Source organism: Larkinella sp., assembly GCF_965227735.1.
Lineage (GTDB): Bacteria > Bacteroidota > Bacteroidia > Cytophagales > Spirosomataceae > Larkinella.
The window spans coordinates 3,564,547-3,580,358 of record NZ_OZ245776.1; the positions used below are offsets into that span (position 1 = coordinate 3,564,547).

The 15,812-nt window shown below is 51.9% G+C and carries 15 protein-coding genes; 11 read left to right on the forward strand and 4 right to left on the reverse strand.

Translation table 11 applies throughout. The features are described from left to right. Positions 1 to 36: 36 nt before the first annotated feature. Both rnpA and rpmH read right to left on the reverse strand, forming a co-directional pair. The gene (rnpA, locus tag ACO064_RS13805) at positions 37 to 432 is read right to left on the reverse strand and encodes a ribonuclease P protein component (protein ID WP_421827878.1); all 396 of its coding nucleotides are present in this window, start codon (positions 430 to 432) and stop codon (positions 37 to 39) included. Between the two features lie 82 nt (positions 433 to 514). After that, positions 515 to 682, reverse strand: a complete 168-nt coding sequence (rpmH, locus tag ACO064_RS13810; protein WP_111628991.1) for a 50S ribosomal protein L34 — start codon at positions 680 to 682, stop codon at positions 515 to 517. 124 nt (positions 683 to 806) lie between these two features. On the opposite strand from rpmH, the gene ACO064_RS13815 reads away from it, so the two are divergent. Together ACO064_RS13815 and ACO064_RS13820 are read left to right on the forward strand one after the other, a co-directional pair. Then, the gene (locus ACO064_RS13815) at positions 807 to 2,270 is read left to right on the forward strand and encodes a M61 family metallopeptidase (protein WP_421827879.1); all 1,464 of its coding nucleotides are present in this window, start codon (positions 807 to 809) and stop codon (positions 2,268 to 2,270) included. Positions 2,271 to 2,331: 61 nt separating this feature from the next. Then, positions 2,332 to 3,921: a glycoside hydrolase gene (locus tag ACO064_RS13820; RefSeq protein WP_421827880.1), complete on the forward strand. Its 1,590-nt coding sequence runs from the start codon at positions 2,332 to 2,334 to the stop codon at positions 3,919 to 3,921. Between the two features lie 19 nt (positions 3,922 to 3,940). Here ACO064_RS13820 and ACO064_RS13825 read toward each other — a convergent pair whose 3' ends face one another. Beyond that, positions 3,941 to 4,195 (reverse strand): hypothetical protein, encoded by a 255-nt coding sequence (locus ACO064_RS13825; RefSeq protein ID WP_421827881.1) that lies wholly within the window; start codon positions 4,193 to 4,195, stop codon positions 3,941 to 3,943. 158 nt (positions 4,196 to 4,353) lie between these two features. Between ACO064_RS13825 and uvrB the strand changes: the two genes are divergently transcribed. Beyond that, positions 4,354 to 6,384 (forward strand): excinuclease ABC subunit UvrB, encoded by a 2,031-nt coding sequence (uvrB, locus tag ACO064_RS13830; RefSeq protein WP_421827882.1) that lies wholly within the window; start codon positions 4,354 to 4,356, stop codon positions 6,382 to 6,384. A 264-nt stretch (positions 6,385 to 6,648) separates the two neighbouring features. Here the strand turns inward: uvrB and prfA are convergent, their stop codons facing one another. Continuing rightward, positions 6,649 to 7,722, reverse strand: coding sequence for a peptide chain release factor 1 (prfA, locus tag ACO064_RS13835; protein ID WP_421827883.1), 1,074 nt, complete (start codon positions 7,720 to 7,722; stop codon positions 6,649 to 6,651). A 224-nt stretch (positions 7,723 to 7,946) separates the two neighbouring features. Between prfA and ACO064_RS13840 the strand changes: the two genes are divergently transcribed. From ACO064_RS13840 to ACO064_RS13875, 8 genes are all read left to right on the forward strand, one after another. After that, a complete protein-coding gene (locus ACO064_RS13840; protein ID WP_421827884.1) occupies positions 7,947 to 8,537 on the forward strand; it encodes a hypothetical protein in 591 nt (196 codons plus the stop codon). Between the two features lie 185 nt (positions 8,538 to 8,722). Beyond that, positions 8,723 to 10,072 (forward strand): Gfo/Idh/MocA family protein, encoded by a 1,350-nt coding sequence (locus ACO064_RS13845; protein WP_421827885.1) that lies wholly within the window; start codon positions 8,723 to 8,725, stop codon positions 10,070 to 10,072. 100 nt (positions 10,073 to 10,172) lie between these two features. Continuing rightward, positions 10,173 to 10,895, forward strand: coding sequence for a 3-keto-disaccharide hydrolase (locus ACO064_RS13850; protein WP_421827886.1), 723 nt, complete (start codon positions 10,173 to 10,175; stop codon positions 10,893 to 10,895). Between the two features lie 105 nt (positions 10,896 to 11,000). Further along, positions 11,001 to 11,327 (forward strand): PadR family transcriptional regulator, encoded by a 327-nt coding sequence (locus ACO064_RS13855; protein WP_138993000.1) that lies wholly within the window; start codon positions 11,001 to 11,003, stop codon positions 11,325 to 11,327. Positions 11,328 to 11,423: 96 nt separating this feature from the next. Beyond that, complete coding sequence (gene bshC, locus ACO064_RS13860; RefSeq protein ID WP_421827887.1) at positions 11,424 to 12,971, forward strand: bacillithiol biosynthesis cysteine-adding enzyme BshC; 1,548 nt, start codon at positions 11,424 to 11,426, stop codon at positions 12,969 to 12,971. Positions 12,972 to 12,974: 3 nt separating this feature from the next. Then, complete coding sequence (locus ACO064_RS13865) at positions 12,975 to 13,583, forward strand: 5-formyltetrahydrofolate cyclo-ligase (RefSeq protein WP_421827888.1); 609 nt, start codon at positions 12,975 to 12,977, stop codon at positions 13,581 to 13,583. Between the two features lie 86 nt (positions 13,584 to 13,669). Beyond that, positions 13,670 to 14,761: a serine hydrolase domain-containing protein gene (locus tag ACO064_RS13870; protein WP_421827889.1), complete on the forward strand. Its 1,092-nt coding sequence runs from the start codon at positions 13,670 to 13,672 to the stop codon at positions 14,759 to 14,761. A 90-nt stretch (positions 14,762 to 14,851) separates the two neighbouring features. Further along, entirely contained in the window at positions 14,852 to 15,715 is an 864-nt protein-coding gene (locus ACO064_RS13875) for an inositol oxygenase family protein (RefSeq protein ID WP_421827890.1), read from the forward strand. Positions 15,716 to 15,812: the final 97 nt, after the last annotated feature.

The following is a 15,812-nucleotide window of genomic DNA, read 5'->3' on the forward strand; positions in this document are numbered from 1 at the left end:
TCAAAGTTTTCTCTGTGTAACTCTGATGTCCTCTGATTAGCCCTGTGTAACAGTAACCCGAGCCAAAGCTAATTTCATACTTTTTTCTATCTCTTCAAACGAAATTATTGCGCGGGCGGTATATAAAAAGACAATATAGGCGGGCGGTTGCTTCGGTTTTTCAGCAGTTCCGAACAGAAGTGCCTTATTCAAGCGGTAGGCTTCGCGGACCCGGCGACGGATGAGGTTGCGGTCGACGGCTTTTTTGAAGTTTCGGCTGGAGACCGAAATCAGGATGGCAGGCAGCGGATTGCCCCGTTCGGGATCGTCCGTATAGAGGAGTCGAAATGGAAAAAGGTAGAACGTCCGCGTGGTCGCACTACCTTTTTGAAATAACTGGCCAATGGTTTTCTTACTGCAAAGCCGTTCGGATTTTTTGAACGTTTGCTTCATCTCCGTTTACGGTTTATGGTTTACGGTTTACGGTCTACGTAATCGAACCGTAAACCGTAAACCATAAACCGTAAACGACTAATTAGATCTTAAACCGATCGCCTTTTTTCTCGTCCGAAACCGTCAGTTTATGACGTCCTTTTGCGCGACGGGCGGCCAGTACTCTGCGGCCATTGGCTGATGCCATGCGCTCGCGGAAGCCGTGCTTGTTCCGGCGCTTACGGTTCGAAGGTTGAAACGTTCTTTTCATGACTAACTATATCTTGGATGCCTATTTTTCAAATGAGTCTGCAAAGGTAGAGAATGTTACGGAACGAAACAAGTTTGATTCCCATATTTAGCGTTTTCACAAACAAGCGGTTATATTCGCCCATATGCACTACCGTATTTCGTCGACCAACCCTTCGTCCCGGCTCCTTGAAGTTGATTTTCTGCTGACGGCCATTTCATCTTCCACCGTTGATTTGCAGCTCCCCGCCTGGCGCCCCGGCCGGTATGAGATTCAGAACTTTGCCAAAAACATCCAGCGGTTCGAAATTTTTGACCAAACCGGAAAACCGCTCGCGTTTCAGAAAATCACCAAAGACCGCTGGCGGGTGCAAACCGAAGGCGTTTCGGAACTGGTCGCCCGGTATACCTATTACAGCAACACCATCAATGCGGGAACCAGCTACGCCGACGACCGGCTGTTATACATCAATCCGGTCAATCTGTGCCTGTATGCCGACGGCCGTTTGCTGGAACCCTGCACGCTCGAACTGGCCATCCCGGACGATTGGCAGGTGGCCTGCGGAATGCAGCAAACCGCATCCAATATCCTGACAGCCGCCGACTTCTACGAACTGGTCGACTGCCCTCTCATCGCTTCGCCCGATCTGCAACATCTGGCATACGAGATTGATGAAACGCGGTTTCACGTCTGGATCAATGGCAATATAAAACCGGATTGGGAACGAATCCGGCACGATTTCCGACGGTTTTCGGAAACCCAAATCCGGCTCTTTGGCGAATTTCCCGAAAAAGACTACCATTTTCTGACGCTGATTCTGCCGACGGCGCATTACCATGGCGTCGAACACCGCAACTCTACCATGCTCGTGCTGGGTCCCAACGACGAGGGCGAGGGCCTGTATACGGATTTGCTGGGTGTTTCGTCGCACGAATTGTTTCACACCTGGAATGTCATCCGCATCCGGCCAACGGAACTTTTGCCGTATGATTTTACCCGGGAAACGTACTTCACGACCTGCTTTGTGGCCGAAGGCGTTACAACCTATTACGGGGATTTGCTCCTCCGCCGGGCGGATGTTTTCACCGATGCGGCTTACTGGAAAGAGCTTCAGGTGCTGCTAAAGCGGCATTTTGAACCCAGTGGCCGGTCGTTTCAGTCGCTCACCGAATCATCCTGGGATTTGTGGCTGGACGGTTACGACAAAGGCGTGCCAAACCGGAAAGTGTCGGTGTATTACAAGGGCGCTACGGTAGCGCTCATTCTGGATTTACACATTCGCCGGAAATGGAACCACGCCCGGTCGCTCGACGATGTCATGCGGCTGATGTGGGAACGATTCGGAAAACCGTTCGTGGGGTATACGCTCGAGGAGTACCGCGCCATTACGGAAGAAGTGGCCGGTGAACCACTCGACTGGTATTACGAACGCTGCATCTTCGGCAACGAACCGCTGGAACCACTCCTGAACGAATACCTGGCGTTTGTCGGCCTGCAACTGGAATACGATGCCACTGACCTGGTGAGTGCGCCTTCGGTGCTGCTCGTTCAGCACGAGGACGCGGCCGGTTTGCAAAACCGCTACCAGTGGCTGGGTGTTCAATCCTGATCGGGTGATAAGACTGGTAAAGAGTCCATCGTAAGAGCATCTGCTATTTTTTCTTTTCTCAATGAAACGCCTTGCCAAAACCGCCCTGCTCCTTCTGATCGGATGGACCGGCTCCAGCCATCGAACCAGTTTCACGGAACCGGCAAAACCGCTCGCTCCCGTAGTAACGATCAACTTGAATGAGGAATTTCAAACCATCCACAGCTTCGGCGCGTCCGATTGCTGGTCGGCCAAGTTCATTGGTATCTGGAACAATGAGACTAAAAAGAACCAGATCGCCGATCTGCTCTTTAGTCAGGACACACTGGCCAACGGCCAGCCGAAGGGCATTGGCTTGTCGTTGTGGCGGGTGAATATTGGTGCGGGAAGTTTTGAACAGAAAGACAGCAGTGCCATCCGGGATGAATGGCGCCGGGAAGAAAGTTTTCTGACTCCAGACGGGCGTTATGACTGGAGCAAACAGGCTGGAAGTCAATGGTTTTTGCAGGCGGCTCGTCAGCGGGGTGTGCGCTACACGCTGGGCTTCACGAACTCTCCGCCCGTACAAATGACCCGCAACGGCAAAGCTTTTTCGCCGGGCGGCAAAGCATTCAACCTCAAACCGGCCGCGCTCGAACCCTTCGCCGATTTTCTGGTTACTGTGGCCGACCATTTCAAACTCGATTACCTGAGCCCCATCAACGAACCGCAGTGGGACTGGACTGCCAGCAAAAACGGCAAAGCCAATCAGGAGGGTTCTCCAGCCGAGAATGCCGATATTCTGGCGGTAACCAAAGCGTTATCGACCAAACTGGCCGCCGGAAAATCCAAAACAAAAGTGGTAACGGGCGAAGCGGGCCAGCTCGACTTCCTCTACGAAAAAGCCGAAAGTGGACGCGGAGAGCAGCTCGATTACTTTTTTGGTCCGAACAAAACCGCTTCGATGACCAAACTTCCCAATGTGGAACCGATCTGGGCGTATCACAGCTACTTTACGACCTGCCGGGATTCGGCGTTGGTGGCGATGCGCCAGAAAACCGCTCAACGCGCCAAAACCGTAGGCAATCCGCAACTCTGGCAAAGCGAGTTTGGCGTTCTGGGCGACATCTGCGGCCAATACAACGGGAGTCCGCGCCACACTGACATCGACTATGGGCTGTACGTGGCCAAAGTGATTCACAACGACCTGACCATCGCCAACGTGACCTCATGGCAATGGTGGCTGGCCATCAATCCGTACAACTACAGCGATGGGCTGGTGTATATCAACGGACCCGATGGCGGGTATAAAAACCACGACAATGCCCGGCACGACGGCCAGGTGATCGACTCGAAACAGCTTTGGGCGTTCGGCAACTATGCCCGTTTTATCCGACCCGGTATGAAACGGGTAGCGGTCCGCATCGGTGACGTGGCCAACCCGGTGGCCGAAGCGAGTCAGTGTATGGTGTCGGCTTACAAAGATGCCGCGCGTAAACAGCTTGTGCTGGTTTGCGTCAACATGACCGCCGATGCCCAGACCATACCGCTTAGCGGAGTAAAAATCCGGAACGGACGCTTTGCGGGTTACACCACCTCCGAAACCAAAACCCTGACGAAATCCAGCGTGCGGGCCGACCAGATTCAACTGGAACCCAAATCGGTCGTTACGCTGGTGGGAACGTACCAATAACCCGTGAATACCGCCCAAATCAGTTTTTCTTTCTGGCGCGCATTTCCGGGAGCGTCTGTCCGGTATCGCCCTGAGCCGCCTGTGGAGCATCCAGCGAATTGGTGGTTGTGTCACCCTGAATTCCCATAATGCTCGTATCATTCGCCATTTCCGCCGAATTGGTGCCCGATTGCGTACTTTCCGTTTTGGAATTACAGCTCAAACAAAAGATGGTTAGCAGGATACCCAACGCAGTGGTCAGGCTCCGGCTTCCATTTTTCAGGTTGTTTTTCATGGTATTTAAACGTTGAGTGATTTCTATCGTAACCGCGAGTTGCGCGGGTTGTTTGGAAAAAATGACAAAATGAGCATACGCTAACAATCCTGACAAAGAACGGTTATCTTTAAAACCCTTCTTGTTTCAATCTTGCTTTTTTCGTATCTTAGCTTGTTATGAATTTCAAGCTGACTTCAGAATTTAAACCGACTGGCGACCAGCCACAGGCCATTGAAAAGCTGGTAAAAGGGATTAAAGAGGGCGAACCGTCGCAGGTGTTGTTGGGTGTTACCGGGTCTGGAAAAACGTTTACAGTAGCCAACGTCATTGCCCAACTCGACCGCCCGACGCTCGTGCTGAGCCACAACAAAACACTGGCAGCCCAGCTCTACGGCGAGTTCAAGCAGTTCTTTCCCGAAAATGCCGTCCAATATTTCATCTCGTATTACGATTACTACCAGCCGGAAGCGTTTATCGCGACGACCAACACGTACATCGAAAAAGACCTGGCCATCAACGAAGAGATCGATAAGCTCCGGCTGGCCACGGTTTCGGCCCTGATGAGCGGTCGGCGGGATATTGTGGTGATTGCATCGGTTTCCTGCATTTACGGCGCCGGTAACCCGAACGAATACCAGAAAAGCATCGTGCGGCTGGGCGTGGGCGAAACCATCAGCCGCAACCAGTTTCTCTTCAAGTTAGTCGAAATTCTGTATAGCCGCACCGAGGTAGAATTTACCCGGGGCTCGTTCCGGGTCAAGGGCGATACGGTCGACATTTTCCCCGGTTATGCCGATTTCGCGTACCGTATTGTTTTCTTTGGCGACGAAATCGAAGCCATTCAGCGCATCGATCCGGCTTCAGGCAAAAAGATCGGCGACGACCGGATCATTGCCATTTTCCCGGCGAATCTCTTCGTAACCGGCCGGGATACCCTGAACATGGCCATCGGCGAAATCCAGAATGACCTGGTGGCGCAGATTCGCTATTTTCAATCCGAATTCCGGAACATGGAAGCCGAGCGGATCAAGGAGCGGACCGAGTTCGACATCGAAATGATGCGCGAACTAGGCTATTGTTCCGGTATTGAAAACTATTCGCGGTATTTCGATCGCCGGATGCCCGGCCAGCGCCCTTTCTGTTTGCTCGACTATTTCCCCGACGACTTTCTGACCATCGTGGACGAAAGCCACGTGACGATGCCGCAAATCCGGGCGATGTGGGGTGGTGACCGCTCCCGCAAAGAAGCCCTGGTGGATTACGGCTTTCGGCTGCCATCGGCGCTGGACAACCGCCCGCTTACCTTTCAGGAATTTGAGCAAATGGCCGGCCAAACGGTTTTTGTCAGCGCCACGCCGTCCGATTATGAATTGCGCCGGAGCGAAGGCGTGGTGGTCGAACAGTTGATTCGTCCAACGGGTTTGCTGGACCCCGCGATTGAAGTGCGGCCCAGCCTCAACCAGATCGACGACTTGCTGGAAGAGATCGACATCCGCGTCAAACGCAAGGAACGGGTGCTGGTGACGACCCTGACCAAACGCATGGCCGAGGAGTTGAGCAAATACCTGGAACGGGTGGGCGTCAAAGGCCGCTACATTCACTCGGAAGTGAAAACGCTGGATCGGGTTGAAATTCTGCGGGAATTGCGACTCGGTGTTTTCGATGTGCTGGTGGGTGTCAACCTGCTGCGCGAAGGACTCGACTTGCCGGAAGTGTCACTGGTGGCCATCATGGACGCCGACAAAGAAGGGTTTCTGCGCGATATTCGATCCCTGATTCAAACCATTGGCCGGGCCGCCCGGAATTCCAACGGACGCGTGCTCATGTATGCCGACCGCATCACCGGTTCGATGGAAAAAGCCATTAGTGAAACCAACCGACGGCGGGAAATCCAGATGGAATACAACGAGAAACACGGCATTACGCCCATGACGGTTTTGAAATCCCACGATGCGATTATGGGCCAAACCAGCATTGCCGACTCGCGTCCGGAGGCCAAACAATACTATGTTGAACCCGAAGAATTCCGGATTGCGGCCGATCCCGTGGTGCAGTATATGGGTAAAAGTGACCTGGAACAGATCATCAAGGAAACGCAGCAAAAAATGGAAAAAGCTGCCAAAGAGCTTGATTTCATGGAAGCAGCCCGGCTACGGGATGAGTTGTTTCAGCTCCGCGACCGGTTGAAAGCGACGCAAAAAGTCTAAAAAATTGTTTGAATTAAGGCCGGAAGCCTTCCCTGTCAATAGTCAAAAGGTTATCCACAACTGGTAGCTCCGGAGGAGCGGGCTAAAAACAACTTCAGGCCGCTCCTCCGGAGCTACCAGTTGTGGATAACCTTTTGACTATTGACAGGGAAGGCTTCCGGATTAACCCAAATAGATTCCAGTCCGTAAGATCCCTCTGTCCAAGCTCCTAAAATGATAAGAATCTCACGGACTAGAGCGGCAGCGGCTTTCCGACCAGAGTACTTATACCAACGCGGCTTCTTTCATCCGTTCGGCGTTTTCGGCCATGCGCAGTTGATCGATGAAGTTGTCGATGTCGCCGTCCATGACCGTCGGCAGGTTATACACCGTCAGGCCAATACGGTGGTCGGTCACGCGGCTTTGCGGATAATTATACGTCCGGATTTTGTCGGAACGGTCGCCACTGCCCACCATCGACTTGCGCTGCGAACTGATTTCGTCGTTGTGTTTCTGCAACTCAATTTCGTATAACCGCGACCGCAAAACCGTCAGGGCTTTTTCGGTATTTTTGATCTGCGAACGTTCATCCTGACATTGTACGACCAAACCGGACGGAATGTGCGTCAGCCGAACCGCCGAATAGGTGGTGTTGACCGACTGCCCTCCCGCACCCGACGAACAGAACGTATCTTTCCGAATGTCGTTCATATTAACCTGAACATCAACCTCTTCCGCTTCGGGCAAAACCGCCACGCTGGAGGCTGAGGTGTGAATCCGTCCCTGCGATTCGGTGGCCGGAACCCGCTGAACGCGGTGAACTCCCGATTCGAATTTCAGTTTGCCATAGACGTCTTCGCCTTCGACCTGGCAAATAATTTCTTTGTAACCGCCCGAGGTTCCTTCGGTGAAATCCATCAGCGACATCCGCCAGCCCATGCGGTCGCACAGGCGTTGGTACATGCGGAAGAGATCACCGGCAAAAATGGATGCTTCGTCGCCACCGGTTCCAGCCCGGATTTCCAGAATGACGTTTTTGCTGTCGTTCGGATCTTTCGGAATCAGCATTTCTTTCAATACCTCTTCCATCGGTTCGCGCTGCGGCACCAGTTCATCGAGTTCGGCTTTGGCCATTTCGCGCAAATCTTCGTCGCGTTCGGTCGCCAGCAGATCCTTTGCCCCGTCGATGTCATTCAGCAGTTTTTTATAAACCTGGTACTGTTTGACGATCTTTTCGAGGTCTTTGTATTCCTTGCTCAACTTGGTGTATTTCTTCTGATCCGAAACGATTTCCGGCATCATGATTTGCTGAGAAACCTCCTCAAACCGTTCTTTTATGGATTCTAATTGATCGATCATTGTTCAGCAACGTTATCCTTCTAATTGCCCCTGATCCCTTAAAGGGGACTTTTGCATCCTAATTATTACCGTCCAAGTCCCCTTTAAGAGAACGGGGCGAATTTTGATACAAATCTACGAAAATTCGGTCAGTCAACACTTGGGTCGTACATTTGTCAACGAAACGGGCAATCCCATCGTTATCCAGATTGATGACAAGATTTCACTTCACTAAGTTCCTGGCAATGAACCGTATCTTTTCCCCTTTTGCTTTCCTGCTCAGTCTGTTGTTTCTTCTATTTTTTGAGTCCGCCTGCTCTCCCGACCAGAATCAGAATACGAAGGAACTGGCGCAGGAAATGAACGACCGAAAAATCAAGCGGGTCACCAACGTTCAACTCACGACCACCGTCGACGAATGGGGTAAAGCCCTCATTCTGACCACCCGAAAAGCCCTAACTAGTAAACTGACGAATAAGCCTGGAGACTCCACCTTCTGCAACCTGGAAAACGTACCGGCCATTCAGAAACTGGAGAAACAGTATGCCATTACGATCGATTTGCTGAAGGCAAAAGATGTAACAAACCCAGCCCTGGACCCCAAAGAGCGGGATTTGCTGGGGGCTTATGTCTACAACGCTCAGAATAAACTGGAGCAGAACGATAACGTCCAGAAACTGAACGACACCCTGTTTGTCTACAATTCACCCGTTGCGACGGATGATATCATCTGCAAAACCTGCACGGACAACGCAGCTTTGCCGTTCGTGATCTGGCGCATCGTGTTCAATAAACGAGAAGTGATCCGGCGGGTCAATCCGAAGAAATTGAAGTAACCCTGACAGCGGTCGCCAGACCCTGTCAGCGGTTGAAAAATCTATTAGCCAGATCAACCGCTGACAGGGTCTGGCGACCGCTGTCAGGGTTATTGAAAATACAATTAAATAGTACTTCAGAAACGATGATTTTGTACTTTTAACACATTCGTATTCCATCCCTTAACAAACATACTGTTTAACGTATGAGCAATCTGAAGAATAAAGCCGATCAGGCGGTTAGCCGACGCGGTTTTGTCAAAGCCTCGTCGCTGGCCCTGGCTGGCGTCACCATTCTGCCCCGGCATGTGCTGGGTGGCAAAGGCTTCATTGCCCCGTCTGATAAACTGAACGTCGCCGGGGTCGGCATCGGCGGCATGGGAAAAAGCAACCTCAACGCCTTAGCGCCCACCGAAAACATTGTGGCCCTCTGCGATGTCGATGAGAAATACGCCGGCCCGGTTTTTGAAAAATACCCGAATGCCAAGCGGTATAAAGACTACCGCAAGATGCTCGAAGCCCAGAAAGACATCGACGGCATTGTAGTGGCTACGCCCGATCACCTGCACGGTGTTATCGCGTCGGCCGCCATGAAACTCGGCAAACACGTCTACGTGCAAAAACCGCTGACCGTGACCGTTTGGGAATCGCGTGAATTGGCGCGGCTGGCAAAAGAAAATCCGAAAGTCGTTACCCAAATGGGAAATCAGGGCCACTCGAACGACGATGCCCGGCTGATTAACGAATGGATTGCCGACGGCGCCATTGGCAAAGTGCAGGAAGTCCACGTCTGGACCAACCGCCCCATCTGGCCGCAGGGCATGGAGGTTCCGAAAGAAGCCGTCGACGCACCATCGACGCTGGACTGGGAGCTGTTTTTAGGCCCCGCTCCCCACCGGGCCTACAATCCGGCCTATACCCCGTTCAAATGGCGCGGCTGGGTCGATTACGGTGCCGGTGCGCTGGGTGATATGGGCGCTCACCTGGTCGATCACCCGTTCTGGGCGCTGGGCCTCAACCCGCCGATCACCGTCGAGGCTTCCTCTACGCCGTTTAACAAGCAAAGTTATCCGGTTTCATCGCTGGTGACCTTCGAGTTTGAAACGAAAGACAAGAAAAACCCACTGACGATGACGTGGTATGACGGCGGTATTCTGCCACCCAAACCGGTCGAATTCGGCGACGGCCCCGTTCCGAAAGGTGGTGGCGTTTTGTATGTGGGAACGAAAGGAAAACTGTTCCACGAAACCTACGGCTCCAAACCGCGTCTGCTGCCGCAGGAAAAAATGGATTCCTACAAAAAACCGGCGCAGACCATTCCACGCGTCGGCATGAGCCACGAACGCAACTGGGCCGAAGCCTGCAAAGGAAATGGCAAGGCGGTTTCGCCGTTTGAATACGCCGGTCCGTTGTGCGAAACCATGCTGCTCGGCATCGTAGCGCTCTACAAACAGGGTACCAAACTGAACTGGGATACGAAAACCATGGCCTTCACCAACGCTCCGGAACTGAATCCGTATCTGAAACGCGAATACCGCCAGGGCTGGGCGATGTAACAACAAATGACCCCTAAATCCCCTGAAGGGGACTTTACGCATCTGGATGATGCTGCGTCCAAGTCCCCTTCAGGGGATTTAGGGGTTAATAGACAAACCTATGAAAAAAATTTCACTGACCGCGCTGTTTGTCGTATCGATTATTCAACTGTTTGCGCAGGCTCCAAATACCTTAACCGCACAGGAAAAGAAAGATGGCTGGAAACTGCTCTTCAACGGAAAAGACGTCAGCGGCTGGCATACCTACGGCAAAACCGGTGTCGGCTCGGCCTGGATTATTGAGAATGGCGCACTAAAACTGCATGTGCCGGAACGTGCCGGTAACAAAGCCAAAAACGGGGGCGATCTGGCAACGGATCAGACGTTCAAAGGCGACTTTGAATTCAAGGCGGATTGTAAAGTTGAACGGTTTACAAACAGCGGTATTTTCTTTTTTGTAACCGAAGCCCCGGAATACAAAGAGATTTATCATACCGGCCTGGAGCTTCAGGTGCTCGACAACGCCATCTACGAGGGTGCTCCTGAAAACAAACACCGCGCGGGCGATTTCTTCAGTGTCGCCAACGCCCGCATCCGCGAACCAAAGCCCGTGGGTGAGTGGAACCAGATTCATTTCAAACTGAAAGGGAAAGTACTGTCGGTCTACATGAACGGCTATCTCATTCAGGAACACAACGTTGACAGTGCCGACTGGAAAAAACGAATCGCTGAAAGCAACCTGAAAAATGCTCCGATCAGCAAAGGCAAGCTAGAAGGACGCATTGGTTTGCAGGACTGGGGCAGCCCGGTTTCCTACCGAAATATCAAGATCCGGACACTTTAAATAAAATAATTTTCCGTCATTTTCCGCCAAAAACGATGATTTACCGAACGGTTCTTTGCTGATAAAAGAATCTGGATATATTTGTTTTACAAAACCTAAACAAATATGAATCGTCCGTACTTAGGCGAATTTGAGGAACTGGTGCTGCTAACGGTTGCCATGCTGAACGGGCAGGCTTACGGCGTAACCATTCTGGAAGAAATCGAGAAGCAAACCGGTCGCACCGTCAGTTTGAGTGCCATTCATGCAACGCTGCAACGACTCGAAGAAAAAGGCTACCTCAAGTCGCAAATGGGCGGGGCCACCGCCGAGCGCGGGGGCCGCCGGAAGCGGTTTTTCAACGTGACGCTGGGCGGCACCCGGGCGTTACAGGAAATTCATACGACCCGGAACAACCTCTGGAACCAGATCCCAAAAACCGGGCTGGCCTGATTCCTGAACCATCTTTGGTTGCCATTCGTGTATTCACCTAAACTCGTCCGAACCTTGCTCCCCAATTCTGTGTTCACTGACAAAAATCCCATTTTCATGGACTGTCAGTACCTGCCACTAACCGCCACCGGCCAGTTTTCGAATCTGTTCCTCGATTATATCTCTCAAAAAGAAGCTCTCCAACCGTATTATAACCGCTTTCCAACCCTGGAAGCGTTTGAGGAACAAGTCAGAAACCGGGCGTTCGACGACAGCAAACGGCAGACGCTGGTGGAGGTTCTGGAACGGCAGTACCAGCACATTCCCAACAAACCCGACTTCTCGGTGCTGGCCCAGCCCAATACCTTTACGGTGACGACGGGCCACCAGCTCAATATTTTCACCGGTCCGCTGTACGTGCTGTACAAGTGGATTACAACGGTGAATCTGGCGAAAAAACTGAACGAAACGTATCCGGGCTACCGGTTTGTGCCGGTCTACTGGCTGGCGGCCGAAGACCATGATTTTGCGGAAATCAACCATTTTACGCTGTTTGGCAAAAACTATACCTGGGAAACGGAGCAGCGCGGAGCCGTCGGGCGGATGAACCCGAAGGAACTGAAAACCGTGTTCGACCAAATGCCGGAAAAGCTGTTTCTGTTTGAAGACGCTTACCTCAAACACGATACGCTATCGGACGCCGTTCGCTGGTACGTCAACGAACTGCTGGGCAAAGAGGGATTGATTTGCCTCGATCCCGACGACGCGGACTTGAAACGGCTCTTTGCGCCGATCATCAAAGACGAGTTGCTGCACCGCCCAACCGACGGTATTGTAACCAAAACCACCCAGCAACTGGAAGCACTGGGGTACAAAACGCAGATAACGCCCCGCGAAATCAATCTCTTTTATCTGGACGACCAGTTGCGCGAACGGATTGTCACCGATGGGGAGGATTCATATGAAGTGTTGAACACCGAAATCCGGTTTTCGAAGGATGAACTGCTGGCGTTGGTCGATGAACATCCGGAACGCTTTAGCCCCAATGTGGTGCTAAGACCGGTTTACCAGGAAGTTATTTTACCGAATCTGGCCTATATCGGCGGGCCGTCGGAAGTGCCGTACTGGCTGCAACTGAAAGGCATTTTCGATCATTTCCAGATTCCATTCCCGCTGTTGATGCCCCGCAATTTTGCGTTGTACGTGAATCCGGCCAGCGCCAAAAAGATGGATAAACTGGGCGTATCGCCCGAAGAGCTGTTCTGGGACGAGGTGAAATTGCGCCGGTCTTACACAGAACGAATTTCGGGCAATTCACTCGATCTGACGGAACAGAAAGCGTGTCTGGAACAGTGTTTTGCCGAGATTCTGCACAAATCCGTCAACGTGGATCGGTCGCTGGAAGGGGCCGTGCTGGCCGAAAAAGCCCGGCTGATGCACACAATCGATCATTTGGAAAAACGGCTGAAGAAAACGGAAGAGAAGAATTATGAGACGGTTCTGAATCAGTTGATGACCCTGAAACAGAAACTCTTTCCGAACGGCGGCATTCAGGAACGCTCCGAAAACTACCTCAATTTCCAGCTCAACGACCCGCAGTTTATCCCGAAACTGCTGACGGTTTTTGATCCGATGGCCTACCAGATGCTGGTGTTGAAAGACTAAGCAATGACGAAAGCCGAACTGCGTGCTGCGTTCCGCCAGAAACGCCGGTCGTTGTCCGAAGGCGAGTGGCAAACCCGTTGCGAAGCGATTTCAACTCAGTTTTTTACGTTTCTGCCATCCAGACCGGTTTCGGTTATCGGTACGTTTCTGCCCATCGAAAGTCAGAAAGAAGTCAATACCTGGCTCATCGTCCGGCAGCTCTGGCAGGATTTTCCACCGATTCGGGTGGCCGCGCCCGTCACGAATCTGGAAACCGGAACGCTGGAAAACTACGAGATCAATCCAGATACGGCGTTTACTAAAAACCGGTATGGCATTCCCGAGCCTCCCACTTCGTTATTCGCTATTCAACATTCATTATTCGATATTATTTTAGTCCCGTTGTTAACGTTCGACCAAACCGGCAATCGCGTCGGCTACGGGGGCGGTTTTTACGACCGGTTTCTGGCCCAGTGCCGCCCGGATTGCCTGAAAATCGGCCTGTCGCTGTTTGATCCGGTGGCGACCATTGATGATGTGTACGAAGGCGACATTCGAATCAATTTCTGCATCACGCCCGATCGGATCTGGGCTTTTGATGGGAACACGGATTTGACGGATGGAACGGATTAAAACTGATTTTAGCCGTAAAAATCCGTTCCATCCGTCAAATCGCATCGGCGACCCGGCCGCGTTCCTATTTTTCGTAGATTGCCGGAATGAAAATCCTCGTTTTCTGGTGTTGTATGCTTCATACGGTTTTGGCTCAACAGCTCCCGGCGGCTCTCGATTCGGTGATGCACCGCAACTTTCCGGCCGACCAGCCTGGTGGCGCTCTACTGGTGGTGATCGATGGAAAAACCGTCTATAACCGGGGCGTGGGGCTGGCCAATCTGGAAACGAAAACGCCCGTTTTGCCGGAAACCAATTTCCGGATGGCGTCGGTTTCCAAACAGTTTACGGCGATGTGTATTCTGTTGCTGGAAAAACAGAAAAAGCTGTCTCTGGAGGATAATCTGCTCAAATTCTTCCCGGATTTCAACCAGAAAGTGGGCAAAAGCATCAAGTTGCGCCATCTGCTGACACACACTTCCGGGATTCTGGATTACGAATCACTTTTGTCGTCCGGTCGGAAAGAGCAGATTTTTGATGCGGAAGTGTTGACGCTGCTGAAGTCGCAGGATTCGACGTATTTTGAACCAGGGAGCCGGTTTCGGTACAGCAATTCGGCCTTCTGTTTGCTGACTCAAGTCGTGGAGCGCGTTACGAAAAAACCGTATCTGGCGTTCATCACCGAAAGCCTTTTCAAACCGCTGGGCATGAACCAGACGACGCTCTATGAACCAACGCGGACGATTCCCAACCGGGCGATGGGCTATGCCCGAAATCTGGACCAAACCATCCGGTTTTCGGACCAGAGCGTGACGAGCGGCACCAAAGGCGACGGTTGTGTCTACACTTCGCTAACGGACTACAAAAAATGGAATGACGCCCTCAACTCCGGCAAACTAGTCGATGTTGTGGAAAAGCTCAAAACCGTCCAACATGCCATTGAAGGACAGGTGAACGGTTTTTACGGATTAGGCTGGTTTTTCACCCAAACAAACGGCGAAGCATCGGAGTTTTTCCATTCCGGCAGCACGTGCGGTTTTAGCAACTGCGTCGTTCGCATTCCGCAGAAAAAGGCATTGATCGTTCTGTTTTCGAATCTGGCCGATCATCACCGGCCTTTTGCCGACGTTTTGAACGTATTAAAAGCCGATCAGGAACTATCCATCGACGTGTGGGCGTTGCACAATCTGACGAATTGACTGGCTATTTCGGGTAAGCGATGGACTTGAAATAGTTGGGGGAATGATTATCTTTACACCATTAATTGGCTTATTAACAGCTACCTTACTATGGCATTCACCGACACCGAACGCAACCCCCTCTCCAGCCTGGAACAATGGGAAGATGATCTGCTGATCCGCTACCCCGAACCCGAACACAAGGCCAAGGAAGAATACCGCAACTATGATGACCCCGCCCGCGATACCGTCCGGGAGTTTTACCGCCTGAATCACACCTACCAAACGTACGATTTTGTGCAGGAAAAACGGGCTGAATTCCTCAAATTCGACAAAAAAGAAATCCCGGTTTGGGGCGCGATGGAGTTTCTGAACACCCTCGTCGATGACTCCGATCCGGATATTGAACTCGACCAGTTGCAACATTTGCTGCAAACCGCCGAAGCCATCCGCGCCGATGGTCACCCCGACTGGTTTGTACTGACCGGTTTTCTGCACGACATGGGCAAAGTCCTGTGTCTGTTCGGTGAGCCGCAATGGGCGGTTGTTGGTGACACCTTCCCGGTGGGCTGCGCGCATTCCGACAAAATCGTTTATCCCGAGTATTTTGCTGCCAATCCGGATACATATAACAAGGATTTCAATACCAAATACGGTGTTTACGAACCGAATTGCGGGTTGAAGAACGTCACGATGTCGTGGGGCCACGACGAATATTTATACCACATCACGAAGGATCACCTGCCCGAACCGGCCTTGTATATGATCCGGTATCACTCGTTCTACGCGCAACACCGCGAAAAAGCGTATGAACACCTGATGGACGATCACGACCGGGCGATGTTCAAATGGGTCGACAAATTCAATCCGTACGATTTGTATTCGAAAAGCCCGGTTGTGCCGGTGGCTTCGGAACTGAAACCGTATTACGAAGACCTGATCGCGAAGTATCTGCCTGCGACGATTCGGTTGTAACCCCGTCAGCGCCGGGCCGTCGATACGGTCGATAGACCCTGACGGGGTTATGCAAAAAACCGATGTTTCCGACATCGGTTTTTTTGTTTATTTTGGT